Genomic DNA, 24299 nt, shown 5'->3' with positions numbered 1-24299 from the left:
CCTTCCGGATCGGCACTCTCAGTCGTAGCTTGGTGACTGGGGGGATCGATCATGGGGACAAGACACTTCGTTGCACTGAGCATCGGTGGCATCGGGCTGGGGGTACTGGGGGCACTGGAGGTGCTGCCACCGCTGCCCGCGCACAGCGCCGGAGCAGGGCTGACGGCCGTCGCCGCCTCCACCTGGCAAACCGATGCCAGCGTGCTCGGCCTGGCCGTTGCCAGGGGCAGGGTGTACGTCGGCGGCCGGTTCACGACCGTCCGTCCACCGGGCGCACCGGCCGGCACCCGCGAGGTGACCCGGACCTATCTGGCCGCGTTCGACCGGCGCACCGGCGCGCTCGACACCGCGATGAACCACGACCTGAACGGGTTCGTCTGGGCGGTGGTCGCGTCGCCCGACGGTTCCAGGGTGTACGTCGGCGGCGACTTCACCCGGGTCGACGGTCTGGTCCGGAACCGGCTCGCCGCCTTCGACACCGCGACCGGCCGGCTCGTCGCGAGCATCGCGCCGCGGGTGTCGTACCGGGTGAAGGCGCTCGCGATCGGCCGGACCAGCCTGTACTTCGGGGGCTCGTTCGGGCTCGTGAACGGCGTGACCCGCAACCGGGCGGCCGCGCTCAGCACGGTCACCGGTGCCCTGCTGCCGTGGAACCCGGACGCGGACGACGACGTGTACGCGATCGGCGTTGCCGCCGACAACTCGAGGGTCTACCTGGGCGGGACGTTCGGCACGCTCCGCGGGACGAGTCGCTGGGCGGTCGGCAGCGTGAACACCTCGACCGGCGCGCTGCTGCCCTTCCCCGCGGCGTCCGCCGTACCGCTGCCGACCAGTACGTGCGTCTCGCGGGTGAAGGACATCGAGACGTCCGGGAGCCGGGTGTTCTTCGCCGACGCCGGTGACGGCCGGGGCTGCTTCGACGGAACCTGGGCCGCGGACGTTGCCACCGGCAAACTCCTCTGGAAGAGCAACTGCCTGGGCGCGACCGAGGCGCTGGCAATGGTGGACGGGTGGCTGTTCAAGGGGTCGCACGCGCACAGCTGTCCCCGTACGTTCGCCGACGGCAGCGGCACGCACTTCCTGCTCCTGCAGAATCCGGCGACCGGCGCCCTGGGGCCGTGGTTCCCGAACACGAACGGCGGGCCGCCGACGCTGGTCGGTCCCCTCGTGGCGGCCAGCGGCGGAGGCGATCTGTGGGTCGGCGGCGACTTCACCGAGGTCAACGGCGCCGGGCAGCAGGGCCTGACCCGGTTCACCAATCTCGGCGCCGACGCCGCGCCGCTCACGCCCGCGGTGCCGACGCTGTCCCGTCCGGCGATAGGTCAGGTGCAGGCCACGGTTCGGGCGTCGCTGGACAACGACGACGTCCGCCTCACCTATCGTCTGCTCCGCGGGGCGACCAGCACCGTCGTCGCCTCCACGAGGGTCAGCTCAGCGTTCTGGTCCCGCCCGACCGTCCGGCTCACGGACACCACTGCTCCGTCGAGAACCACCCAGTCCTATCGCATCGAGGTCTCCGACGGGCGTCGCGCCGTACGAGGCGGCTACGCCACCGTCACGGTGCGCTGATCCGCCGATGGGCGGCGATGGCTCGGTGGGCCTCGTTCCACCACAGCAGCAAGGTGGTCAACGAGGCGCCGGCCAGCCCCCAGGCCGCGCCCTTCGGGCCCCACAGGTAGGCGCCGGAGACACCGCAGACGATCAGGATCACCGAGGAGATCAGCCGGACGCGCAGGCCGCGGGTGGCGGCGGTCAGGGCGCGAAGGATGGCGAAGGCGCCCGCGTTCGAGGCGCCGAGTGCCTGCAGCAGGATGACCGGGATCAGGACCGTGTGCGCCTGGGTCCAGACGCCGGGGCCGAGCAGTTCCCGGCCGACGACGGCGGGCAGCAGCAGGAAGACGGCGCCCCAGGCGAGCGCCCCGGCGCCGACGCCGACCGAGATCGCCAGGCCGACCAGCCACAGCCGGCGGTACGAGTGCCTGAGCGCCCGCGCCGCCTCGGGGACCGAGATCATCCGGATCCCCTGGTTCAGCACGTTGACCGGGCCGAGCAGGACCTGGGCGCCGCGGATGCCCGCGGTGGCGACGAGGCCGGCGGCCGCGGTGATACCGAGCATGTAGACCTGGATGGTGCCGGAGACCGCGAGCATCTCCCCGACGTACTTCGGGCTCAGGTCCCAGTTCCGCCGGACCCATTCGCGGATCAGCTGCCGGCGGGGTGCGACGCCCGACTGGAAGCGGCCGGCGATCGCGGCGATCACCGCGCCGAGGCCCCACGCGAACGTCAGCGTGAAGGCAGAAGTGGTCCTGGTCAGATAAAGACCGCCGAAGATCGCGAGCATCGCCAGCAGCCAGATCAGGTCGTTGAGGAACGCCTTCTGCCCTTCGCCGACGACGAAGAAGGCCCAGCGCCAGGCGTCCTGGAGAAGGAGTCCGGGCATGGTGAGGGCGAAGGCGATCAGGACGCCCCTCGACGGAACGCCTGGGAACGCGGCGATCGCGAGGCCGACGAGCATCGCGAGGAAACCGCAGAAGACGGCGGTCGCCGTGCCGGCCCGGACAGCACGCTGCCAGTCGGGGGTTCGGGCGCCGGAGTACCGGACGGCCAGGGGTTCGGTGGAGACTGCGCGGGAGACGTTCAGCGCGATCGTGTAGCCGCCGAACGCGAGAGCGTAGACGCCGAAGTCCGCGACCGTGCTCGACCGCGCGACGACCACCCCGACGGCGAGGTTGCTGAGGCTCGACAGGCCCTGGTCGGCCAAACCCCAGGTGGCGCGACCGGCCGGACCGGCCAGCCGACGCAACTTCGGCCGCCGGAACGTCACCGCCCCAACCTAAACTAGACGGGACGCGGCGGATGCCGGAGCACGCCCAGCAGGAACCGCGGGATGCCCAGCACGTACCGCTTCCAGAGCCGCCGCGGCTCCCTGTACAGCCGGAAGCTCCACTCCAGCCCGGCGCGCTGCATCCAGCGCGGCGCGCGGTCCAGCCGGCCGGTGTGGAAGTCGAACGCCGCGCCGACGCCGATCAGGATCGTCGCGTTCAGCCGGTCGCGGTGGTCGGCCATCCAGCGCTCCTGCTTCGGCGCGCCGAGCCCGACCCAGACGATGTCCGGCCGCGCCTCGTTCATCCGGGCGACGGCCTCCGCGTCCTCGGCGCCGGTCAGGGCGCGGTACGGCGGGCACTCGACGCCGACCACCTTCAACGCCGGGTGGCGGTCCTGGAACCGCTCGCGCAGTTCCTCCGCGACGCCGTCCGCGCCGCCGTAGAAGTACTGCGTCCAGCCGCGGTCGGCCGCCTCCGCGAGGACCCGCTCGAGCAGGTCCGGCCCGGCCACCCGGTCCATCTCCGCGAAGCCGGCCTTCTTCCCCGCCCACACCAGCGGCATGCCGTCCGGGACGGTCAGGCCGGACGTGTTGTAGACCTCGGTCAGCCGGGCGTCGGCGCGGGCGTGCAGCAGCGCGTTCATGTCCGACACACAGACCAGCTTCCGCTCGCCGTCGTCGATCCAGCGCGCGAACGTCTCCACCGTCCGGTCCAGATTCGTCACGCTGACGTGGATCCCGAGGACGTCTACCCTCATGCGTCCTCCCGCAGCGCGGCGAGGTCGGCGTCGACCATGATGCGAACCAGTTCGGGGACGTGTACCTGGGCTTTCCAGCCGAGTTCGCTGTTCGCTTTCGACGCGTCGCCGATCAGCGAGTCCACCTCGGTCGGGCGCTCGTACCGCTGGTCGTGGTCGACGTACTTCTCCCAGTCCAGCCCGGCGTGCTCGAACGCCAGCGCCACGAAGTCGCGCACGGAGTACGACGTGCCGGTCGCGATCACGTAGTCCGCGGGGGTGTCGTGCTGCAGCATCCGCCACATGCCCTCGACGTACTCCGGGGCGTACCCCCAGTCCCGGCATGCGTCCAGGTTGCCGAGGTACAACCGGTCCTGGCGACCCGTCTTGACGGCCGCGACGGCGCGGGTGATCTTCCGGGTCACGAACGTCTCACCGCGGCGCGGCGACTCGTGGTTGAACAGGATCCCGTTCACCGCGAACATGTCGTACGCCTCGCGGTAGTTGCGGGTCATCCAGTAGCCGTAGAGCTTCGCGGCACCGTACGGCGACCGCGGGTGGAACGGGGTGTCCTCGTTCTGCGGCGGGGGCGTCGCGCCGAACATCTCCGAGCTCGACGCCTGGTAGAACCGGCAGTCCAGCCCGATCATCCGGATCGCCTCGAGCAGCCGGGTGGTCCCCATGCCGGTGGTGTCGCCGGTGTACTCCGGCTCGTCGAAGCTGACCCGCACATGCGATTGCGCGGCCAGGTGGTACACCTCGGACGGCTGGATCGACGCCAGCAACGTGACCAGGCGCGAGCCGTCGGTGAGGTCGCCGTAGTGCAGGAACAGCCGCTTGTCCTGCTCGTGCGGATCCTCGTACAGATGATCGATGCGCTTGGTGTTGAAGGTGCTCGCCCGGCGGATCAGGCCGTGTACTTCGTACCCCTTGGCCAGCAGCAGTTCCGCCAGGTACGAACCGTCCTGGCCGGTGATCCCGGTGATCAGTGCCTTTTTTATGGCTTTCTTCATGTGACGTTCTCCACGTACCAGCGGTAGGTGGCGGCCACACCGGCTTCCAGGTCGATCGACGGCTTCCAGCCCAGCGCCAGCAGCCGGCTCACGTCGAGCAGCTTGCGCGGGGTGCCGTCCGGTTTGGACATGTCGTTGCTCACGGCACCGGTGTAGCCGACCACGCGGGCGACCAGCTCGGCCAGCTCGCGGATCGTGACATCGGTGCCGACGCCGACGTTGATCGGCTCCGGCTCGTCGTAGTGCTCGAGCAGGTGCAGGCACGCGTCCGCGAGGTCGTCGACATGCAGGAACTCACGCCTCGGTGTACCGCTCCCCCACAGCACCACCTCCTCCGCGGCGTTGATTTTGGCCTCGTGGAAGCGGCGGATCAGCGCGGGCAGGACGTGCGAGCTGACCGGGTCGAAGTTGTCGTTCGGGCCGTAGAGGTTCGTCGGCATCGCGGAGATCCAGCGCAGCCCGTACTGCCGGCGGACGGCCTGCACCTGCATGATGCCGGCGATCTTCGCGATCGCGTACGCGTCGTTGGTCGGCTCCAGCTCGCCGGTCAGCAGGCTCGACTCGCGGATCGGCTGCTCGGCGTACTTCGGGTAGATGCACGACGAGCCGAGGAACAGCAGCCGCGGCGTCCGGACCTCCAGGCAGGCGTCCATCAGGTTCACCTGGATGCGCAGGTTGTCGCTGAGGAACTCGGTCGGGTGGTCCCGGTTCGCCAGGATGCCGCCGACCCGGGCCGCGGCATCGACGACGGCGGCCGGCCGGTGCTCGCGGAGGAACGCGAACGTCTGCTCGCGATCGCGCAGGTCCAGCTCCTGGGAGGTCGCGCCGATCAGGTTCGTGTACCCGGCCGCGTCCAGGCGCCGCCAGATCGCGGAACCGACGAGACCACGGTGGCCGGCGACGTACACCGGTGCGTGCAGATCCATCAGGGCATGTCTCCTGATCCCACGTCGTAGCGAGGAGGTGCTCGGTGCGGTAGCTCGGCGCGCGGGGGCGAAGGTCTCGATGCGGAGCATCGTGGCCTTTGCACCCGTGCGGCGAGATGCCGCACCGAGTGCCCCGCAGCAGGCGTGGGATCAGGAGACATGCCCTAGTAAGCTCCCGCGCCGTAGATCACCGCGCGCACGGTCTTCCAGAGAATCAGCAGGTCCAGCGTCATCGACCAGTTGTCGACGTACCGGAGGTCGAGGCGGACCGACTCGTCCCAGGACAGGTCGCTGCGGCCGCTGACCTGCCACAGGCCGGTCATCCCGGGCTTCACCAGCATCCGCCGCGAGTCGTCCGCGGCGTACAGCGCGACCTCCTCGGCCAGCGGCGGGCGCGGGCCGACCAGCGACATGTCGCCGCGCAGCACGTTGAACAGCTGCGGCAGCTCGTCGAGCGAGAACCGGCGGATCCAGCGGCCGAGCGGGGTCATCCGCGGGTCGTTGTGCATCTTGAAGATCACGCCGTTGCCGTCGCTCAACGCGTACAGGTCGCTGAGCCGCTGCTCCGCGTCGACGTACATGCTGCGGAACTTCAGCATCGTGAACTCGGCACCCGCGCGGCCGACGCGCTGCTGCCGGAACAGCATCGGGCCGGAGCTGGTCAGCCTGACCGCGACCGCCAGCCCGATCAGCAGCGGGGACAGCAGCAGAATGATGCCGAGGGCAGCCACGCGGTCGAAGACCGCCTTCATCAGGTGCGGGCCGCCGCTCACCGACGGGCGCTCCAGGTGCAGCAGCGACAGGCCGGCGACCGGGCGGACCGAGATCCGCGGGCCGGCCACCTCGATGATGCCCGGCGAGACGATCAGCTCGACGCCGCGCTGCTCCAGCGCCCAGGAGAGCCGGCGCAACGACTGGCCGGCCAGCTCCGGATCGGTCGCGACCGCGACCACCTCCACCGCGTGCCGGTCGGCGGCAGCCAGAATGTCCGACGCGTCCAGTTCGTCGGGTTGCAGCGGGCCGTTGGTATCGCCGCGGGGCCGGCAGGTGGCGACGACCCGGAAGCCGTCGGTCGGGCGGCTCTCGAGGTGCTCACACAGCGTCGCGGCCGGGCCACTGCGCCCGACCACGAGAACCCTGTGCATGCAGCGGCCCCGGACCCGGTGCCGGTGCAGGTCCTTCCGCAACGCGTACCGCAGCAGCAGCGCGGCGATCACCAGCACCGGGATCGCCAGCACCACGAAGCCACGGGCGATCTCGGCCTTGGTCACGTACGACGTCATCGCCACCGCCGCGGTCAGCCCGACGCCGGCGCGCAGCAGCGACCGGAACTCGTCCGGGCCGGCGCCGAAGAACCGCGGGTCGTACCCCTTCGACAACGCGACGACCGCGACCCAGGCGATCGGCAGCAGGCTGCTCACCACCAGGTAGCTGGAGCCGACGTGGTACCCGAACCGGGTCAGCAACGCGATCGAGACGCCGAGCATCGCCGCGAGCAGGTCCCCACCCACCGCGGCCCAGCGGTACACCCCGACCCAGCGCGGCTCGGTCGACCGCGACGACAGCGGAACGATCGCCGGCACCTCGTGCGGGACGACCCAGAGCGGGCGACGACCGTCCAGGCTGTCCACCGCGTCCGGCGCTTCTGCTCCGCTCACAGCGGTCCCTGTTCCCTCCCGCAACCGCTCAGCCACGCAGTGTGTCCGCGGTGGCGTGCAGTGTGTCCTTGTTAACCCGCGCTTAGGCGGCGGGTCACCGAAGATTACTACGGGAGCAGGCCTCGAGCGACGACTGATACCGAACCTTGTCAAGAACCTTCAACAAGGCGATTGGTCCTGGCGAGTGGTCCAGCGGCTAAATCAGCGAGTCAACCTGCCTGAGTCGGGTGCCGTCCAGGAATCCGGTGAGCCGGCGGCCGACCACGTCGCGGGAGAACTCGGTGTCCGCACGGCGCTTCGCGGCGGCTGCCATCGCCGTTCGGCGAGGCTCGTCCTGGAGGGTCTCGATCAGTACGCCGGCCGCGGTTTCGGCGTCGTCGAGCGGCCAGAACCGGCCCTCGATCCCGGGGGCGACCATCTCCCGGATACCACCGACGGCGCCCGCCAGGACCGGTAGGCCGGCGGCCATCGCCTCGAGGATCGCGATCGGGAGGTTCTCCATTGTTGCGGTGTGGCAGTAGAGCCGGTGTCCGGGCAGCAGGGACGGCGGGTCGGCCTGGTAGCCGAGGAACCGCACCTGGTCGCCGATGCCGAGCTCGTCCGCGCGGCTCTGGAGGGCCCGGCGGTCCGGGCCGCTGCCGATGATGTCTGCCGTGTAGCGGTGACCGCGCCGGGCGGCGGCTCCGAGGACGTCGATCAGGTAGGCCTGGTTCTTCCGTCCTTCAAGGAATCCGACCGTCACCAGATCGGCCGGAGTTCCTGTGGTGGTGGCTGCCGAGGGGTTGACCGGGTTCGGGACCACGGCGGACGGGACGTTCCGGATCGTCGGCATCCGTTCCGCCAGGACCGAACGGGCGAACTCGGACATGTAGACGATCCCGTCCAGCTCCGGCAACAGCCGCTCCTCGTACGCGCGGATCGACCGGTACAGCCTGCCGCCTTCCGGGAGCTCGCCTTTCCCGGCCCACTCGTCGGCCTGGGAGACGTTGAGATGCGCGGCCATCACCACCGGCTGCGTCGTACGCGCTCGCATCGCGGCGCCCGCGGAGACGGGGCACTGTGTATAGATGACTGCATCAGGATTGTCTGCAATCTGACGGCGGAGCGCCTGCTCGAGATAGTGCGCGTGCCAGTACCGGTACCACCAGACGCCGGCCGGCTTGCTGACCCACCGGAGGCCGATCCGGGCCGCGAACACCGGCGTCAGCAGTAGCGACCGTGACGCGAACGGACTGACCACGGTCGCCGTTCGTGCTGCTCCTTGCAGGTACTCGTGGAATGTCCGCACATGGCTCTGCAACCCCGACGTACCGGCCGGCCGCATCGGTGTCGCGACAACAATCTCCCGCCCGTTCATGCCGAGGTCTCCCATGCCGCTGTGCCTTCCTGCGCTGCGCCTTCCTGCGCTGCGCCTTCCTGCGCTGCGCCTTCCGGCGCGGTGGCGACGTGTTCGCGGCGTGCGGTCACCAGGCGGCTCCACCAGACGCCGATCCCGAGCACCGAAGCAACCGCCGACCCCCACACGACGCCTTGCGCCTCCCAGAACACCCCGCCGACAGCCGCGAGTACGACGAACATCGACGTCGCGACGATCTGCGACTGCATCGTCTTGTCGGCGCGCCCCAACGCCCGCAACCCGGCCGACGGCCCGACGTACAAACACCCGGCTGCCGCACTGATCACCACGCCGAGCACGAGCGCCCGGGCATCCGGCCACACGCTGCCGAGCACGAGCTCACCGATGCCGAGCGGGAACACGACCAGGATCACCACACCCCACGACACGGCGATTGTCGACAATCCACCGCTCAGCGCCGCACACAACTTCCACAGTGCCTGCGGCCCCCGGCTCAACGCCCGCGCCGCCTCCGGTACGGCGACCTGCCCGACACCCATCAGCAACGCCGCCACCGGGCCGATCAACATCTCGGCCCCGCGGATCGCGCCGGCCGCCGCGAGCCCCCCGCTCGCCGCCACGATCAAGGTACGGATCTGGCCGCCCGCACCCAGCACGACGTTCTCGACCAGGAACCGCAGCCCGAGATCGCTGTGACTCCGCAACCACCCGATCGCCCCGGCGGGCCGCGGCAGCACGCCCGCCTGCCGGATCCCGTACACCCCGGCGATCGCCGCCGTACCGCCGAACGTCAGCAGCGCGGCGGTGATCCCGAAGTTCAGGTTGCGGCCGAAGAACAGCACGGTCAACAACAGGATTGTCCACAGGCTGTCGTTCACGAATGTCTTCACGCCCTGGCCGGCCGCGAAGAACGCCGACCGCCAGCTGTCCTGCAACGTCAACCCCGGAAGAACGATGCCCAGGGCAACGAAGGCGGCGCCCGGTTCGGAGCCCGGTGTGACCAGCCTCAGGACGAGTCCGAGCAGTACGCAGACGAGGCCGCCGGCGATGCCGACCAGCACGGCGACTCCGCTGGCAGCCGCGACCGCCTGCCGGCGGTCGGTGTCGACGGACACGCTGAAGCGGACCATCAGTGCGTCGGTCGACAACGCGCGTGAACAGTTGAGGACCACGGAGTACGCGAGGAACGCGAGTCCGAGCGCCCCGAGGCCGGTTGCCCCGAGCAACCGAGCCACGAACACCCCGAGCAGAAAGTTGCCGACACTGGACACCGCCTGGTCAGCAATCCCCCACCCGAGCCGCCGGGCGACCCCACGCCGCCCCTCCCGCACATGCGCCCCCGTCACGAGCCACCGCCAACGTCGCCGCCAGCCCCCGCCGCCGTCTCCCCCGCAACGGACTCCTCCGCGACAGTCTTCTTCGCGACGATCTCCCTCACGACAGCCACCCCTGCGGCGGATTCCCTCGCGACGGATTTCCCGCGGCGGTTTCTCTCGGGGCGTCGAGCAGTTGCGTGGAGAGCCTTGTGAACTGGTGGTTCAGCTGGTCCCGGTTGGCTGCCGCGTGTTCTGCCAGGGTTCGGGTGATCTGCTCGCGGTCGGCCTGCAGCGCGGCGACCTGCTTCTCGAGCAGGTCCGCGTCGAGTTCGGCGATCTGCTGTACCCAGGCGCCGACGCCCAGCTGGTTCATCAGCTCGGTGTGCTTGCGCCCGTACGCGATCGCCACCGTCGGTTTCCCGAGCATCAGCGCCACCAGCACGGTGTGGAACCGGGTACCGACGACGACGTCGGCCTGGCTGAGCTGATCCATGACATCGTGGATTGTCGACAATGCTTCGAAAATCACCGGCGGCTCGCCCGGACCGGTCCACCGCGCCCGCGCGTCGGCGATGATCTCCCGCACGACCGGTTCGTCGTTGAAGTCGCCGATCATCAGCCGGACCCGGTGCCCGTCGTCGATCAGCGCACGGACGAGTTGCGTCATCTTGCGGACGTACGCGGCCCGGACCTCGTCGGCCCGGTTCCGGTCGGCCGGCGTCCCGTCGTACGCCATCACTCCGACCGCGACCACACCAGTGGGTTCCGGACGCGCGGGAGGTACGGGTAATGCGAACACGAGATCCGGGTACGTCGGGTCGTCGGCGCCGGCCATGCCCATCCGGCGCGCCGCGTCGAGCGAAGGCTGGTCGCGGAACGACCGGTAGTCGGCCAGCCGGCACGCGATCCTGAGCAGCCGGCCGGTGACGGGCTGCTCGACCACGGTGGCGCCGACGCTGACGTACGCGGTTTTCGTACCGAAGAGCTTCCCGGCCACGGACACCAGGAACAGCGAGTACGGGAACTCCCACGGCCGCTGCGCGAGGTCGGTCTCGAAGAGCCCCATCCCCGGCAGGATCACCACGTCGTGCCCGCGCACCCACGCGCCGATCCAGATCGCGTCCGCGATCGCGCCGACGCCGATCCGGAGCACCGTCAGCAGGACGTGCAGCAGCCGCGATCGCGACCTCCCGGCCGGACGCAGCCAGTTCAGCCGGACGACCGGCAGACCGTACCGCTCCCCGACCGGCTCCGGGCCGGTGAACATCGCGTCGAGAACCGCCTCCGGATGATCCCTCCGCAGGTACCGCAGGACAGCTTCCAGGCTCGCGTCGTTGCCGAGGTTGCCGGCGCCGATCCGCCCGAACAACCCCACCCGCCGACCACGGCCTTGTGGACAGGCCCCTGATCGGGCCACTCAGCTCGCCTCCTGCCCGGCCACCACGGACCGCACCGACAGTCCGTCGACCGTGCCGAACGTCGACGGCGGCTCCGCCGGGTACCAGCGCCGCAGCCGCCGCGACACCCGGCTCCCGATCCACCGGAAGATCTGGCCGTAGCAGGCGACCCGCTCCCCGAACGCCAGCGGCGCCCGGCCGACGGCGGTGAACCAGCTCAGCACGTACTCGGCCACCAGCCGTACGGCGGGATTGCGGCGCCGGTTCGACCGCTTCGGGTCGAGGTTCGCGCACGCCGTGTTGATGTCCGACAGCGACAGCCGCCCCGCGTGGTGCCGGCGGAAGTACAGCCAGTCCGGGACCTGCACGAACGTACCGAGCAAGGCCAGCTGAGCGGTGAACGTGTAGTCCGCGTGGTAGAAGCTGCCGTGCGGCCTCACGCTCCGCAGTGCGTCGGAGCGGATCACGCCGTAGAAGTCGTCGGCACACAACGCACCCGGGGTGTCGCCGTCGAGCATCATGCTCCGGAGCCGCTCGGACGGCCGCGGCGAGTCGGTCTTGAGCGGGTACTCCAGTGCCTGGGTCACGGCGCCGGCACCGTCGATCGCAGCTCCCCACGAGTGCGCCAGTACGGCTTCCGGGTGCTGGTCGAGCAGCGTGATGCAGCGCTCGAACAGGTCGCGCGCGTACAGGTCGTCCGACGAGACCCACTTGAACAGCTCACCGCGGCTCTGCCGGAACACGTAGTCGTGGTTCGGCGCGGCGCCGATGTTCCGCTCCTGCCGGAAGAGGCGGATCCGCGGGTCGCGGGCGGCGTACTCCCGGCAGATGTCGTCCGTACTGTCGGTCGACGCGTTGCTGGAGATCACCAGCTCGAAGTCCGTGTACGTCTGCCCGAGTACTGCGTCCAGCGCGGGTCGCAGGTACTCCTCGCCGTTGTAGACGGGAAGGCCGACGCTGAGTCTGGGGGTTGTCATCGCGATGCTCCGTTCGGCTGGACGGTGGGCAGGTCCGGCAGCTTCCAGAGCGCGAGCCGGCTCGGGTCGACGTCGCCGCCGTCGGCCATCGACTCGACCGGTTCCGGGAACCCGAACGGCGGGAGGCCGAAGTTCAGCTGCCGCCAGTTGCTGCCGGTGAACTGGTTCCGGTTCCGCTCGACCTCCGGGTAGGTGTTCAGCAGCAGCCAGGTCGCGCCGGTACGGCGGAAGTTCTCGATGATCAGCGCGGCGTCCGCGAACGAGACGTGCACCAGGCAGTCGCGGCACAGGATCACGTCCGCGTGCGGCAGGTCGGCCTCGGTCAGGTCGCCGACGGCGAAGCTCCGCCGGTCGTCGCCGTACCGGCGCTGGTCCTCGGCGATCACGCTCGCCACGATGTCCACGCCGTAGTACTTCTCGACCGGGAGGTCGATGTGCTGCATCCAGTTGAAGTCGCCGCACGGTGCGTCGAGCAACGAGGTCGCGCCGAGCCTGTCGAGCAGCCCGGGCAACTGTTCGCGCAGGTTGTCGGTGGCGCGCAGTTCCGATCCGGTGCCGGATCCCGACTCGGCGCTGCCCCAGGTCGCCGAGTCGTAGATCCGGGTGAAGACGGCCTGCCGGGACGTCAGCCGCCACCGCAGCAGGTGGAACACGCCTTGGCCGGCCAGGGACTCCCGCAGCCGCCCGAGCATTGTGGACATCAGAACCCCTTAGACGAAGCGCCGGAAGACCGGTTTGACGGGGCGGCCGCCGAGTACTGCGTGCACGTTCCGGGCGTCGAGCGCGTCGCGGTAGACGCGGCAGGCGCCGGCGACGACCTCGACGGTGCGCTCGATGTCGGCGTCGCTGAGCGCGCTGCTGACCACGAACGACGGGCCGATCACGCCGCCGCGGATCAGCTCGCGGAGGAAGAGCGTCCGGTACGGCTGGGACGGCTCCAGGTCCTCGCCGAGGGTCGCGAACACCAGGTTGCTCGGCCGGCCGCGGACCAGGACGTGATCCTGTACGCCGGCGGCCGCGGCCACCTCGCGAACCCCCCGGGCGAGCCGCTCGCCCCGGTCGTGCAGCCGCGCGGCGATGCCCTCCTCGGCGTACACGTCCATCACCGCGACGGCGGCCGCGAGCGCGTGCGTCTCCGCGCCGTGGGTTGTCGACAATAGGAAGACCCGCTCGTTGACATCCCGCAGTCCGCCGCGTTCGAGGTACTCGCGTTTGCCGGCCAGCGCCGAGACCGCGAACCCGTTGCCGAGCGCCTTGCCGAAGGTCGAGAGGTCCGGCGTCACGCCGTACAGGCCCTGGGCGCCCGACTCGGAGTACCGGAAGCCGGTGATCATTTCGTCGAATGTCAACAATGCACCGTTGCGGTGCACGAGATCGCGCAGCCCTTCCAGGTACCCGGGCGGCGGATCGTGCTGGGTCGCGGCCTCCAGGATCACGCAGGCGATCTCGCCCTCGTGCCGCCGGAACAGTTCCTCGGTCGCAGCCAGGTCGCCGTACGGGAAGCCGACGGTCAGGTCCGCGATCGCGTCCGGGATGCCGGCCGCCATCGGCGTCCTCGCGATGAACCAGTCGTCGATCGAGAAGAACGCGTGGTCGGCGCAGACCGCGACCAGCGGCCGCCCGGTGACGGCCCGGGCCAGCTTGACCGCGGCGGTCGTCGCGTCCGACCCGTTCTTGCCGAACTTCACCATCTCCGCGGTCGGCACCGACGCCAGGAAGCGTTCGGCGGCCTCGAGTTCGACGATGCTCGGGCGGACGAAGTTGCTGCCGCGGTCGAGCTCCCGGCGTACCGCCTCCAGCACTCGCGGGTGCCGGTGCCCGAGGCTCACCGCGCGCAGCCCGGAGCCGTACTCGATGAACTCGTTGCCGTCGACGTCCCAGACGTGGGCGCCGTCGCCGCGGTCGATCACCGGCGCCATGTCCTCGGGGAACTGGTCCTCACCCTTGGCGTAGGTGTGCGCGCCGCCGGGGACCAGGTCGTGCAGCCGCTTGTTCGCGGCGATGGACTTCTCGAAGTTCATGACAGCCTCGCAATGGCTGAATCCAGTGGTGCTGCGGCGCGGTCGCGGTCGGACGCCAGCGTCACCGGCAGCGGCCACGGGATCCCGAGATCGGGATCGTCGAAGCGGATCGCGACGTCCTCGGACGGGTCGTGCGCGCGGTCGATCCGGTACGAGACGTCCGCCGGTTCGGTGAGTGCCTGGAAGCCGTGCGCACAGCCCGCCGGTACGTAGACGGTCACCTGGTTGTCGCCGGTCAGGTCGAACGTCTCCCGGTTCCGGTACGTCGGCGACCCCGGCCGCAGGTCGACCACGACGTCGAACACGGCGCCGTACGAGCACCGCACCAGCTTCGCCTCGCCCTTGCCGGAACGGGTGTGCATGCCGCGGACGACGCCCTTGCGGGACCGGGAGATGCTGTCCTGGACGAACGCGTCCGGGTCGAGCCCGGCCTTCGCGACCACGTCCCGGTCGAACGTCCGCGAGAAGAACCCGCGCTCGTCGCGATGCGGCGCGGGCCGGAACAGCAGGACGCCCGTGATACCGGGTACTTCGATGACCTCCACAGCGGTCAGCACCCCCTCTCGTGCGGTTCCGGCAGCGGCACGAGGTACGTCGTACCCCAGCCGCCGCCGGCCTCCAGCTGGGTGATGATCTCGTCGGCGATGTCCCAGGTCAGCACCAGTACGACGTCCGGCCGCGCGGCCGTGAGCTCGTCGATCGGACGGATCGGGACCATGCCGCCGCCGGGGATCCGGCGCCCGTGCTTGCCCGCCGCGAGGTCGACGGTGAACGGCAGCAGCTCCGTCGTCACCTTGCTCAGGTCGAGCAGCAGCGGAGCCTTCGACGGGGCGCCGTACCCGAGGACGGTACGGCCCGCGGCCTTGTGCCGGGCCAGCTCGTCGTGCAACGCACCGGCGGCATGCCACGCGGCCTCCTGCAACGTGCCGAGCTGTACTTCGTCCGCGATACCGGCCGCGTCCTCGTCCTCCTGCACCACGTCGACCGACGCGTCCGGGTGGGCGTCCGCGGCGTGCCGCAGCATCACCAGCAGGCTGCCCCCGAACATGTCGACCTGCCGTACCGACTCGACCGCGAGACCGTGCAGCGCGGCGACGTTCCGCAGCGCGCGCAGCGACATGTACACCCAGTGGCCGTGCCGGATCGTGTCGAACTGGTTCCCGACGAACAACGGCAGCAGGTGATGGAACTCCATCACCAGCAATCCACCCGCCGCGAGCCGCTCCGCCCGCAGCTTCAGCATCTCGCCGTACTGCGGCTCATGCACAATCCCGTGTACGTCGACCACCAGATCGGCCCGCTGGTCCCCTGCCACCCTGCAACCAGCACCCTGCAGATGCTCGAGCCAAGACCCCCCGTGCGGACTCCCGAACTCGAACACCACGCCGCCGGTGAGTTCCGGGTAATCGCTGAGGATCTCCTTGACCGAAGCCTCCGCGTGCGCCCGACTGGTCGCCGACTCAACGGCCAGCGCCTCCTCAGGCAACTGCGGCTGAACCGGTCCGAGCTGCACGAGCGTGCACTCCCGGCACAACCAGAGTGCGAGCGGCCATCGTGGATCGGGGCCAGGGTTCTCCGCCGGCGGAAAGTAGTCAGCACAGGGCTGCTCACCGAGATCCACCACAGGTACGACGTTCGACCCCGCGCACCCACGGCACTTGAACTCCATGGAGTTCCCCTCGCTCACCATGTCAGCGTCGCCTTCGCCGTCGTGAAGGCCTCGGCGTACGGCGCCCTGCACTCCATGCCGCGCAACCGCGCCAGCCCCGCGAACACCTCTTCGTCGAACCAGTCGTGCGGGACCTGGGACGGGTACGCCTTGTGCAGCAGCGCGATCTTGTCCCGGAGCTGTTCCTCGGTGAGTTCGACGTACAGCCACGGCCGGCCGAAATCGCCGTCCCACTTGGGGATCTCGTAGTGCAGCACCAGGTCGTTGCGCCACACCGTCGGCGCCAGTTCCGCGATCAGCCGGTGGTCCTGGTGCGCGTCATGCTTGCTCGGGGCAAACACCAGGTCGGGACGACGGCTGCCCCGGGCCGTTGCCTCCAGCAACTCCTTGGCCTGGTTCCAGTACGCTGGCAGCCGCCCGTCCGGCAGCTCCGCCGACGTGACGGTCACCTCGCACTCGGGCAGGAACAGCTCCGCCGCCCGGCGCGCCTCCTCCAGGCGTACCGGCGTACCGGTCGCGATCACGAACTCGGCCGACAGCTCCGGCACCGACTCCGCGAGCTTGAGCAGCGTGCCGCCGCAGCCGATCTCGATGTCGTCCGGATGGGCGCCGAGGGCAACCAGATGCACGGGCCCGTCGATCAGGCCGAGCTGGAACGGGAGCATCAGAGCGCCACCGGTTCATTGTCGACAATCCGATTGTGACCATTCCTGGGCTCGTGGCTCCACAACGCCCACGGCTTCTCGCCGGACCGGTACAGGTCCTCGAGCTGGCTGCGCTCCTTGAGCGTGTCCATCGGCGCCCAGAACCCGTGGTGCGGGATCGCCTCCAGCCGGCCCATCGCGGCCAGCCGCGGGAACGCGTCCCCGACCAGGTCCTCGCCCGCGTGCAGGACGTCGAAGATCTCCTTCTTCAGCACGAAGTACCCGCCGTTGATCCAGACGTTCAGGTCGGCGGCCGAGCGCAGCCCGGTGATCCGCGAGTCGGTGCCGAACTCGACGACGTGGAACGACGCCTGCGGCGGCACCGCGAGCAGGCTGGCGGTGATGTCGCTGGTCATCACATGGTCGACGATCTTGTCCATCGGCGCGTCGGTCAGTACGTCGCCGTAGTTGGCCAGGAACGCGTCGTCGTCCTCCAGGTACGGGCGCACCCGGCGCAGCCGCTCACCGATGCTGGTGTCGACACCGGTGTCGACGAAGGTGATCTTCCACTCGCTGATGTCGGACTCGAGCAGCTCGATCTGCTCCCCGCCCTTGGTCATCACGAAGTCGTTCGACACGGTCTCCTCGTACCGCAGGAAGTACTCCTTGACCGACTTCCCGCCGAACCCCAGCGGCAGGATGAACTCGGTGTGCCCGAAGTGCGCGTAGTACCGCATCACGTGCCACAGGACCGGCCGGTCGCCGATCGTCATCATCGGTTTCGGTGCGGAGTCCACGCCGCTGCGCATCCGCAGCCCGTGCCCCCCACAGAAGATCACGACCTTCATCGCGGTGTTTCCCTTCCCCCCTGGACGTTCGGATCCCACAGACGCTTCGGATCCCACAGACGATTCAGATCAGTTCGAGACGCGGGATCGGTACGACGAACTTCGCGCCCCACTCCCGTGCGTAGCCGAGCTGGTGGACGATCTCCGTGCGCAGGTTCCACGGCAGGATCACGATGTAGTCGGGACGCGTCTCGGCCAGGCGTTCCGGGGCGTGGATCGGGATGTGCGTGCCCGGCAGGTACATGCCGTGCTTGTGCGGGCTGCGGTCGACCGTGTACGGCAGCAGGTCCTCGCGGATGCCGCAGTGGTTGAGCAGCGTGTTGCCCTTGCCGGGAGCGCCGTACCCGGCGACCGACTTGCCGTCGCGGCGGGCCTGAACCAGGAACTCCAGCAGGTCGGACTTGATCGTGAACACCTCGTCGGCGAACCCCAGATGCCCTTCGACGGTGTGCAGGCCGGCGTCCTGCTCGTCCTGCAGCACCTTGCCGACCAGCTCGGCCGGCTCGGTCTCCGCCGGAGTCGAGAAGACCCGGAGCGAGCCGCCGTGACTCTGCAGTTCCTGTACGTCGACGACGTTGAGCCCGGCCTTACCAAGCGCCGCGGCCGCCGTCTTGAGGGTCAGGTACTGGTAGTGCTCGTGGTAGATCGTGTCGTACTGCCGGTTCTCGATCAGCCGGAGCAGATGCGGGAACTCCAGCGACACCAGGCCGTCGTCCTTCACGAGCGCGCGCAGGCCCTTGGCGAAGTCGACGATGTCCGGCACGTGCGCGAACACGTTGTTGCCGACGACAAGGTCCGCTCTGCCGTGCCGTTGCGCCGCGTCGACACCGGTCGCCTCGCCGAGGAAGTAGCTCTCGGTGCGGATGCCCTTCTCGTTGGCGATCTTCGCGATGTTCGCGGCCGGCTCGATGCCCAGCACCGGGATGCCCTCGGCAACCGCGTGCTGCAGCAGGTAGCCGTCGTTGCTGGCGGCCTCGACGATCAGGCTGTTCCCGTCCAGGTTCAGTCGCTCCCGCATGTCGACGACGAACCGGCGCGCGTGCTCGACCCAGCTGGTCGAGTACGACGAGAAGTACAGGTAGTCGCTGAACACGTCGTCGGCCGCGACGTACGCCGGCAACTGGACGAGCAGGCAGCTGCCGCAGATCCGCACGTGCAACGGGTAGAACGTCTCGCCGCTGTCGAGCTGGTCGGCGCGCAGGTAGCTCTCGCAGGGCGGCGACATGCCGAGGTCTACGAACGTCTGGGTCAGCGGTTCGCCGCAGAGCCGGCAGGCTGGGTCCGTCATCGCTGCAGCTCCTTCGGTCCCGGGAACTGCGCGTCGGTGCTGCGGCGCAGTCGATTGTCGACAAGGCCCGCGTCCAGCAGTTGCTGGATGCGGCGCAGCCGGACGAACTGCGCGGAGTTGAAGTCGTCGAGCGTGAGACCGTGCCGCCGGTAGGCGTCGTACAGCTCGTCGACGCCCTTGCGGACCGACCACTGCAGCTTCAGGTCCGGGAACGTGTCGCCGAGCTTGCCGAAGTCGACCTTGTAGTTGCGCAGGTCCGGTCCGGCGCCGGCGGCGATCGACAGCGTCGATCCCGGGACCGCCTCGCGGACCATCTCGGCGATGTCGCGGACCTGGACGACGTCCTCGGACCGGCCGACGTTGAACGCCTCGTCGTGGATCGTCTCCCGCGGCGCCTCGAGGACGGCCCCGAACGCGCGGCTGATGTCCTCGATGTGCACGAGCGGCCGCCACGGGGTGCCGTCGCTCTCCAGCCGGACCTGTCCGGACGTCATCGCGATGGCTGTCAGATTGTTGACAACAATATCGAGCCGCAGCCGGGTCGACGCGCCGTACGCGGTCGCGTTCCGCAGGTACGTCGGGCTGAAGCTGTCGTCGGCCAGCTTCGACAGCTCCTGCTCGGCCAGCGCCTTCGTCTCGCCGTACGCCGTCACCGGGAACAGCTCGGCATCCTCCGTCACCGCCTCCGACCCCGCCGCGCCGTACAGGCTGCAGGACGACGCGAACAGGAACCGCTCGACGCCCGCGTCCTTCGCGGCCCGGGCGAGATTCAGCGTCCCGTCGAGGTTGACCGAGTACGTCGCGGCCTTGTCGAGATTCCCGAGCGGATCGTTCGACAGCGCGGCCAGGCACACCACCGCGTCGTACCCCTGCAACTCCCCCGCCGTCACGTCCCGCAGATCCCGCGGCGCCCGCGCCCCGATCGCCTCCGGCCCGCCCAGCAGGTCGCACCCCTCGTACAACCCGGAGTCGAGCCCACCGACCTGATGCCCCGCACTCCTCAGGAACGGCACCATCACCGCCCCGATGTAACCCCGATCCCCCGCAACCAGAACCCTCATCCCGATCCCCTCACCGCACAAGTTCCTGTCGCCCAATACAGATCACCGGAAACCCGCCCTGATACACGCAATTTGCGAGCGGCAACGGAGGACCGTCCCATCGCCTTGCCGTATGTCGTCAGCGACATACACACCGAGTACGGTGGATCGGCTGTACGCAATCGAACTGGAGCCGGAAGTTCGAGCGTGGCTCGAGAGTCTTCCCGCCAGGCACTTCCTCAAGGTCGAGGAGCATGTCGGCCTGCTCGCCGAGCAGGCCTCGCCGCTTGGCGAGACGTGCGAGGCTGAGCATGGACCTGCGCCTGAGGAGGTCGTCCGGATCATTGAGAGGGGGTCGAGCAATGACCCACAGTCGCCGGAAGACAGTACGTGAGCGGAAGCTGGTCGCGGGCGCCGTCGAGCCTGCCGATGCCGTCCAGGCCAGCCGTGGGATCCGCTTGTCGACGGCGCTCGCCAAAGCGGTGTACGAACGACGGGCCGAACTCGGTATCACCCAAAGTCAGCTTGCTGAGCGTGCCGGGCTCACGCAGGCCAAGATCTCGCGCATCGAGGGCTCCGACACCGTCCCCACCTTGCCGTTGCTCTCGCGGCTCGCGGACGCGCTGGATGCATCACTCAGCATCGCGCTCGACGGCGACGAGACGCAGGTGTCGTTCGCCCCGCACAAGACCGACGCTGCCTGATTGCAGTAAACGTTGCAGTAAACATCGCAGTAAACGTTGCAGTAAACAGCGGACTGATCGGCTCTCGGCCCGGTCAGCTCTTCCGGGGGCCGTCGTCTCCGCGGGCGACCCGGGAGGCACCTGGGCCAGGCGGCCGGTTGACGTTCGCCTGCGGCGCCGAGGAAGGCTTCGGCGCCGTTCCAGCCGGCGGACTGTCCCGAAGGATCTGCGCCTGCTTGAGCAGATCGCCAGGCACCGGCAGTCGCTGCGGCGTGGTCTGGACGCCCTCGCGCTGGGGACCGATGTCGGGTCGACCTCCGCCGGCCAGCCCTTGCAGGTCACGCGACGGCATGCCGACGGTACGTCCCAGGCGCTGTCCTGCGATGTCCTGCGCTGTCCTGCGCTGTCCGCCGGGTCATGCGACCGGTGCGCGAAGGTGATCGGCTGCCGATAGGCCTGAGCGTTCGGATCCGGCACCACCCGACCGTCTTCCATCGTCGGCAACGGATCGAACTCGCGATACACGAGCCGATGCGACGGCCCGCGCTCGTACCCACCAGGTGTGAACTCACGATCGACAGGAACCTTCAGCTCCGCACAGTCGCGCACGTCGTACGACTGCGGTCCGTAACCGAGCTGCTTACCCTGGTACTCCCCTTCACGCTCTTCGCGAAGCGCCCGCAACGCTCCCACCGCAGCCACGAACGCGCGGCCGCCGGGGCTGTTCTTGTCCGTCTTCCATTCCTGGTGCAGCCGGTCCATGTCCCGGCTGAAGTCAGGATGATGGATCAGGTGGTAGGTCACGCAGTACCGTCACGGTCGCTGTCGCCGGTGCCGCCCTCCTTCGGCTTCAGCTCGGCGCTGTCGGGATCGAGCCCGTACCTCTCCATCATCTGCTCGTACGTCTCCCACTGGGAGGGGTCGTCGTTGGCGATGCGCTGGCGGACCAACTCCTCCCTGCGCCGGTCGTCGTCGGCGTCCTCCTTGAGCGTCTCGTACTCGGCCCATTGCTCGAAGGAGATGACGACGCCTTCCGGGCGGGGGTTGTCGCCGAAGAAGACCGGGTCCGCGTCGCCGGAACGGAAGAGCTCGAGGACCCGGCCGAGGCTCTGGGCGGCGGTGGTGGTGTCGATGACTCGCACTCGGTCGCCGTTCGGGAGGTCGTACAGGGCTTCCATGATTACTCCGATGTGGGGAGGCCGGACACGTTCCGTGTTCCAGGATAGTTTCCGGGCCGGATTTCCTGCGGAAGATTTCCACAGGGTGTATCAGCGTGGTGGGGTGGTTGCTCTCATGGGCGCTGTGTGGGGACGTCGGGATCTTGCCTGTGGGGGGCGTTATGAGAGTTGCCGTGTTCGGCTTGGGGTATGTGGGGTCGGTGACGGCGGCTTGTCTGGCTGCTGCCGGGCATGAGGTGTGCGGGGTGGATGTCGACACCGCCAAGGTCGATCCGATTGCGCGGGGGCGCAGTCCGGTGGTCGAGCCGGGGCTGGACGAGCTTGTCGCGGCGGGGGTCGCGGCGGGGCGGTTGCGGGCGACCACCGATCCTCGGGTGGCGCTGGAGCTGGCCGATGTCTCGTTGATCTGTGTCGGTACGCCGTCGACCGCGGCGGGGAGTACCGATCTCACCTACATCAAGCGTGCGGTGCGGGACATCGCGGAGGCGGCGCGGGACGTCGTACGGCCGGAGACCGGGTACCACAGCATCGTGGTGCGCAGTACGGTCCCGCCGGGGACTGTCGACGAGATCGTGGCGCAGGTGCTGGCCGAGGTGCCGGCGCCTGAGGGGCTGACGTTCGGTACGGCGATGTGCCCGGAGTTCCTGCGCGAGGGATCGGGGCTGGCGGACTTCTACGCGCCGCCGTTCGTCGTGGTCGGCACCCGGGATCCGCGGGTCGGTACCGCCTTGACCGACCTGTTCGCGTTTCTGAATGTCGACGTGCAGATTGTCGACGTTCGGACAGCCGAGGCGCTGAAGTACGCGTGCAACGCCTTCCACGCCACGAAGGTCTCGTTCGCGAACGAGATGGGCCGGATCTTCCGGCACTTCGACGTGGACTCGCGCAAGGTGATGAAGATCTTCGTGCAGGACACCAGCCTGAACATCTCGCCGTACTACCTGAAGCCCGGCTTCGCGTTCGGCGGCTCGTGTCTCCCGAAGGACCTGCGCAGCGTCCTGCACCTGGCGCGGATCAACGACACCGAACTCCCGCTGCTCTCCGGCGCGCTCGCCACCAACGAGCGCAGCGTCCGCGACATCGTCGACCGGGTGATCGCCGGCCCCGGCCGCGAGATCGCGCTGCTCGGGCTGAGCTTCAAGCACGCCACCGACGACCTCCGCGAGAGCCCGAACGTCGAACTCGCCGAACGCCTGATCGGCAAGGGCTACAACCTGCGGATCTACGACGCGATCGTGAACCCGACCCGCCTGGTCGGCGCGAACCTGCGGCACGTCCAGTCGAAACTGCCGCATCTGCAACGGGTTCTGACCGACGACCCGAACGCCGCGCTGGCCGGCGCCGACCTGGCGATCGTCTCCGCGACCGACAGCGGCGCCGTCGACGCGCTGCTCGGCGATCCACCGGCCCGAACGATCGACCTGAGCGGCCGGCTCGGCGCGGCGGTCGAGGCGCTGCCCGGATACGAAGGAGTCGGCTGGTGAGCGGTCCGCGGGTACTGATCATCATCCAGAACCTGTGGGTGCCGTTCGACCGCCGTGTCTGGCTGGAGTGCCAGGCGCTGGTGGCGGCCGGGTACGACGTGACGGTGGTCTGCCCGAAGGGTCCGGGCGATCCGTCGTACGACGTGATCGACGGCGTGACCGTGTACAAGTACAAGCCGTACGCGCCGGGCGGCAGCAAGGTCGGCTTCGTCTGGGAGTACGCGTACTCGTTCCTGATGACGCTCCGCCTGGTGTTCCGGGCCCGCAAGGCCGGCCGGTTCAAGGTGCTGCAGGCCTGCAATCCGCCGGACATCTTCTGGCCGATCGCGATGCTGCTGCGCCGCCTCGACGGCACGCGGTTCGTGTTCGACCACCACGACCTGTGCCCCGAACTGTTCCAGTCGCGGTTCGGTGGTACGGCGAGCCTGCCCTACAAGGGGCTGCGCTTCCTTGAGCGGACGACGCACCGCCAGGCCGATCACGTGATCTCGACGAACGACTCGTACCGCCGGATCGCGATCACCCGCAGCGGCAAGGCGAACCACGACGTCACCGTGGTCCGCACCGGGCCGGACCCGGACAAACTGCGCCGCGACTCGGTCAAGGGGGCGGACGAGTCGCTGCGCCGCGGTCACCGCCACCTGGTGACGTACATCGGCGTGATGGGTCCGCAGGACGGCGTCGACATCGTCGTCCGGGCCGCCCATCATATTGTCAACAATCTGCAGCGCACCGATATCGCGTTCACGCTGATGGGCGGCGGCGACTCGTTCGACGAGGTGGTGGCACTGCGCGACGAGCTCGGGCTCGGGGAGTACGTCGAGTTCACCGGGCGGGTGCCGGACGAGACCGTGCGCGCGGTGATGTCGGCCGCGGACCTCGGCCTCTCCCCCGACCCGAAGAACCCGCTCAACGACGTGTCGACGATGAACAAGACCATGGAGTACATGGCCTTCGAGCTCCCGGTCGTCGCCTTCGACCTGGTGGAGACCAGGGTGTCCGCCGCCGACGCCGCGGTGTACGTCGAGCCGAACGACGTGGCGAAGTACGGCGCCGCGATCGTCGACCTGCTCGACGACGAGGTACGCCGGCGCCGGATGGCCAAGCTCGGCCGCGAGCGCGTCGAACTGGTGCTGGCGTGGAGGCACCAGCAGAAGGCCTACCTCGAGGTGTACGACCAGCTCACCGGGCACGTCAGCCGCGTCGGGACCGTCGTCGGCCTCAAGACGGGATCCTGAC

General features: G+C 69.2%; 23 protein-coding genes. 4 read left to right on the top strand and 19 right to left on the bottom strand.

Going from position 1 to position 24299, the window contains the following annotated elements; all coding sequences use genetic code 11:
- Positions 1–51: 51 nt before the first annotated feature.
- Entirely contained in the window at positions 52–1569 is a 1518-nt protein-coding gene (locus tag JOF29_RS39130) for a fibronectin type III domain-containing protein (protein ID WP_209699350.1), read from the top strand.
- Here JOF29_RS39130 and JOF29_RS39125 read toward each other — a convergent pair.
- The 17 genes from JOF29_RS39125 to JOF29_RS39045 form a co-directional block, all read right to left on the bottom strand.
- Positions 1556–2824, bottom strand: a complete 1269-nt coding sequence (locus JOF29_RS39125) for an MATE family efflux transporter (protein WP_307863911.1) — start codon at positions 2822–2824, stop codon at positions 1556–1558. The two genes, JOF29_RS39130 and JOF29_RS39125, sit on opposite strands and share 14 nt — an antisense overlap.
- Positions 2825–2838: 14 nt before the next feature.
- Positions 2839–3582, bottom strand: a complete 744-nt coding sequence (locus tag JOF29_RS39120; RefSeq protein WP_209699349.1) for a WecB/TagA/CpsF family glycosyltransferase — start codon at positions 3580–3582, stop codon at positions 2839–2841.
- A complete protein-coding gene (gmd, locus tag JOF29_RS39115) occupies positions 3579–4574 on the bottom strand; it encodes a GDP-mannose 4,6-dehydratase (RefSeq protein ID WP_209699348.1) in 996 nt (331 codons plus the stop codon). The genes JOF29_RS39120 and gmd overlap by 4 nt, the downstream gene beginning before the upstream one ends.
- Positions 4571–5500 carry a GDP-L-fucose synthase family protein gene (locus JOF29_RS39110; protein WP_209699347.1) on the bottom strand — a complete coding sequence of 310 codons (930 nt, stop codon included), beginning with the start codon at positions 5498–5500 and terminating at the stop codon, positions 4571–4573. Before JOF29_RS39110 ends, gmd begins: the two co-directional genes overlap by 4 nt.
- A 164-nt stretch (positions 5501–5664) precedes the next feature.
- Entirely contained in the window at positions 5665–7158 is a 1494-nt protein-coding gene (locus JOF29_RS39105) for a sugar transferase (RefSeq protein ID WP_307863910.1), read from the bottom strand.
- A 196-nt stretch (positions 7159–7354) separates the two neighbouring features.
- Positions 7355–8530, bottom strand: coding sequence for a glycosyltransferase family 4 protein (locus JOF29_RS39100; protein WP_209699346.1), 1176 nt, complete (start codon positions 8528–8530; stop codon positions 7355–7357).
- Entirely contained in the window at positions 8512–9861 is a 1350-nt protein-coding gene (locus JOF29_RS39095; protein ID WP_209699345.1) for an MATE family efflux transporter, read from the bottom strand. The genes JOF29_RS39100 and JOF29_RS39095 overlap by 19 nt, the downstream gene beginning before the upstream one ends.
- 88 nt (positions 9862–9949) lie before the next feature.
- A complete protein-coding gene (locus tag JOF29_RS39090) occupies positions 9950–11206 on the bottom strand; it encodes a polysaccharide pyruvyl transferase family protein (RefSeq protein WP_209699344.1) in 1257 nt (418 codons plus the stop codon).
- 42 nt (positions 11207–11248) lie between these two features.
- The gene (locus JOF29_RS39085) at positions 11249–12205 is read right to left on the bottom strand and encodes a glycosyltransferase family 2 protein (protein ID WP_209699343.1); all 957 of its coding nucleotides are present in this window, start codon (positions 12203–12205) and stop codon (positions 11249–11251) included.
- Positions 12202–12906 carry a class I SAM-dependent methyltransferase gene (locus JOF29_RS39080; RefSeq protein WP_209699342.1) on the bottom strand — a complete coding sequence of 235 codons (705 nt, stop codon included), beginning with the start codon at positions 12904–12906 and terminating at the stop codon, positions 12202–12204. Before JOF29_RS39080 ends, JOF29_RS39085 begins: the two co-directional genes overlap by 4 nt.
- Before the next feature lie 9 nt (positions 12907–12915).
- Positions 12916–14226, bottom strand: coding sequence for a glutamate-1-semialdehyde 2,1-aminomutase (locus tag JOF29_RS39075; RefSeq protein ID WP_209699341.1), 1311 nt, complete (start codon positions 14224–14226; stop codon positions 12916–12918).
- Positions 14223–14783, bottom strand: a complete 561-nt coding sequence (locus tag JOF29_RS39070) for a dTDP-4-dehydrorhamnose 3,5-epimerase family protein (protein WP_307863909.1) — start codon at positions 14781–14783, stop codon at positions 14223–14225. Before JOF29_RS39070 ends, JOF29_RS39075 begins: the two co-directional genes overlap by 4 nt.
- Positions 14777–15895, bottom strand: a complete 1119-nt coding sequence (locus tag JOF29_RS39065) for a class I SAM-dependent methyltransferase (RefSeq protein ID WP_209699340.1) — start codon at positions 15893–15895, stop codon at positions 14777–14779. Before JOF29_RS39065 ends, JOF29_RS39070 begins: the two co-directional genes overlap by 7 nt.
- 14 nt (positions 15896–15909) lie before the next feature.
- Entirely contained in the window at positions 15910–16560 is a 651-nt protein-coding gene (locus tag JOF29_RS39060; protein ID WP_209699339.1) for a PIG-L deacetylase family protein, read from the bottom strand.
- On the bottom strand, positions 16560–17387 hold the full coding sequence (locus JOF29_RS39055) for a glycosyltransferase family protein (RefSeq protein ID WP_209699338.1): 828 nt from the start codon (positions 17385–17387) through the stop codon (positions 16560–16562). The genes JOF29_RS39060 and JOF29_RS39055 overlap by 1 nt, the downstream gene beginning before the upstream one ends.
- A 64-nt stretch (positions 17388–17451) precedes the next feature.
- Positions 17452–18675, bottom strand: coding sequence for a class I SAM-dependent methyltransferase (locus tag JOF29_RS39050; protein ID WP_209699337.1), 1224 nt, complete (start codon positions 18673–18675; stop codon positions 17452–17454).
- Complete coding sequence (locus JOF29_RS39045; protein ID WP_209699336.1) at positions 18672–19736, bottom strand: NAD-dependent epimerase/dehydratase family protein; 1065 nt, start codon at positions 19734–19736, stop codon at positions 18672–18674. Before JOF29_RS39045 ends, JOF29_RS39050 begins: the two co-directional genes overlap by 4 nt.
- A gap of 341 nt (positions 19737–20077) precedes the next feature.
- Here JOF29_RS39045 and JOF29_RS39040 point away from each other — a divergent pair, with 341 nt between their 5' ends.
- Positions 20078–20419 (top strand): helix-turn-helix domain-containing protein, encoded by a 342-nt coding sequence (locus JOF29_RS39040; protein WP_209699335.1) that lies wholly within the window; start codon positions 20078–20080, stop codon positions 20417–20419.
- 73 nt (positions 20420–20492) lie between these two features.
- Here the strand turns inward: JOF29_RS39040 and JOF29_RS39035 are convergent, their stop codons facing one another.
- Complete coding sequence (locus JOF29_RS39035; RefSeq protein WP_209699334.1) at positions 20493–20750, bottom strand: hypothetical protein; 258 nt, start codon at positions 20748–20750, stop codon at positions 20493–20495.
- A 448-nt stretch (positions 20751–21198) separates the two neighbouring features.
- Positions 21199–21576 carry a hypothetical protein gene (locus JOF29_RS39030; protein WP_209699333.1) on the bottom strand — a complete coding sequence of 126 codons (378 nt, stop codon included), beginning with the start codon at positions 21574–21576 and terminating at the stop codon, positions 21199–21201.
- Between the two features lie 161 nt (positions 21577–21737).
- On the opposite strand from JOF29_RS39030, the gene JOF29_RS39025 reads away from it, so the two are divergent.
- Together JOF29_RS39025 and JOF29_RS39020 are read left to right on the top strand one after the other, a co-directional pair.
- Complete coding sequence (locus JOF29_RS39025; protein WP_209699332.1) at positions 21738–23060, top strand: UDP-glucose dehydrogenase family protein; 1323 nt, start codon at positions 21738–21740, stop codon at positions 23058–23060.
- A complete protein-coding gene (locus JOF29_RS39020; RefSeq protein ID WP_209699331.1) occupies positions 23057–24298 on the top strand; it encodes a glycosyltransferase family 4 protein in 1242 nt (413 codons plus the stop codon). Before JOF29_RS39025 ends, JOF29_RS39020 begins: the two co-directional genes overlap by 4 nt.
- Position 24299 lies beyond the last annotated feature (1 nt).

The organism is Kribbella aluminosa (assembly GCF_017876295.1).
In the GTDB taxonomy this organism is placed as follows: Bacteria; Actinomycetota; Actinomycetes; order Propionibacteriales; family Kribbellaceae; genus Kribbella; species Kribbella aluminosa.
This window is presented reverse-complemented; position numbering and strand designations above follow the sequence as displayed.

Excerpts from the sequence above, each read along its gene's own strand:
- JOF29_RS39130 (WP_209699350.1), top strand. The coding sequence starts at position 52 with ATGGGGACAAGACACTTCGTTGCACTGAGCATCGGTGGCATCGGGCTG.
- JOF29_RS39120 (WP_209699349.1), bottom strand. The coding sequence starts at position 3,582 with ATGAGGGTAGACGTCCTCGGGATCCACGTCAGCGTGACGAATCTGGAC.
- gmd (WP_209699348.1), bottom strand. The coding sequence starts at position 4,574 with ATGAAGAAAGCCATAAAAAAGGCACTGATCACCGGGATCACCGGCCAG.
- JOF29_RS39110 (WP_209699347.1), bottom strand. The coding sequence starts at position 5,500 with ATGGATCTGCACGCACCGGTGTACGTCGCCGGCCACCGTGGTCTCGTC.
- JOF29_RS39100 (WP_209699346.1), bottom strand. The coding sequence starts at position 8,530 with ATGGGAGACCTCGGCATGAACGGGCGGGAGATTGTTGTCGCGACACCG.
- JOF29_RS39085 (WP_209699343.1), bottom strand. The coding sequence starts at position 12,205 with ATGACAACCCCCAGACTCAGCGTCGGCCTTCCCGTCTACAACGGCGAG.
- JOF29_RS39080 (WP_209699342.1), bottom strand. The coding sequence starts at position 12,906 with ATGTCCACAATGCTCGGGCGGCTGCGGGAGTCCCTGGCCGGCCAAGGC.
- JOF29_RS39075 (WP_209699341.1), bottom strand. The coding sequence starts at position 14,226 with ATGAACTTCGAGAAGTCCATCGCCGCGAACAAGCGGCTGCACGACCTG.
- JOF29_RS39065 (WP_209699340.1), bottom strand. The coding sequence starts at position 15,895 with ATGGAGTTCAAGTGCCGTGGGTGCGCGGGGTCGAACGTCGTACCTGTG.
- JOF29_RS39060 (WP_209699339.1), bottom strand. The coding sequence starts at position 16,560 with ATGCTCCCGTTCCAGCTCGGCCTGATCGACGGGCCCGTGCATCTGGTT.
- JOF29_RS39055 (WP_209699338.1), bottom strand. The coding sequence starts at position 17,387 with ATGAAGGTCGTGATCTTCTGTGGGGGGCACGGGCTGCGGATGCGCAGC.
- JOF29_RS39050 (WP_209699337.1), bottom strand. The coding sequence starts at position 18,675 with ATGACGGACCCAGCCTGCCGGCTCTGCGGCGAACCGCTGACCCAGACG.
- JOF29_RS39045 (WP_209699336.1), bottom strand. The coding sequence starts at position 19,736 with ATGAGGGTTCTGGTTGCGGGGGATCGGGGTTACATCGGGGCGGTGATG.
- JOF29_RS39040 (WP_209699335.1), top strand. The coding sequence starts at position 20,078 with ATGACCCACAGTCGCCGGAAGACAGTACGTGAGCGGAAGCTGGTCGCG.
- JOF29_RS39035 (WP_209699334.1), bottom strand. The coding sequence starts at position 20,750 with ATGCCGTCGCGTGACCTGCAAGGGCTGGCCGGCGGAGGTCGACCCGAC.
- JOF29_RS39030 (WP_209699333.1), bottom strand. The coding sequence starts at position 21,576 with ATGGAAGCCCTGTACGACCTCCCGAACGGCGACCGAGTGCGAGTCATC.
- JOF29_RS39025 (WP_209699332.1), top strand. The coding sequence starts at position 21,738 with ATGAGAGTTGCCGTGTTCGGCTTGGGGTATGTGGGGTCGGTGACGGCG.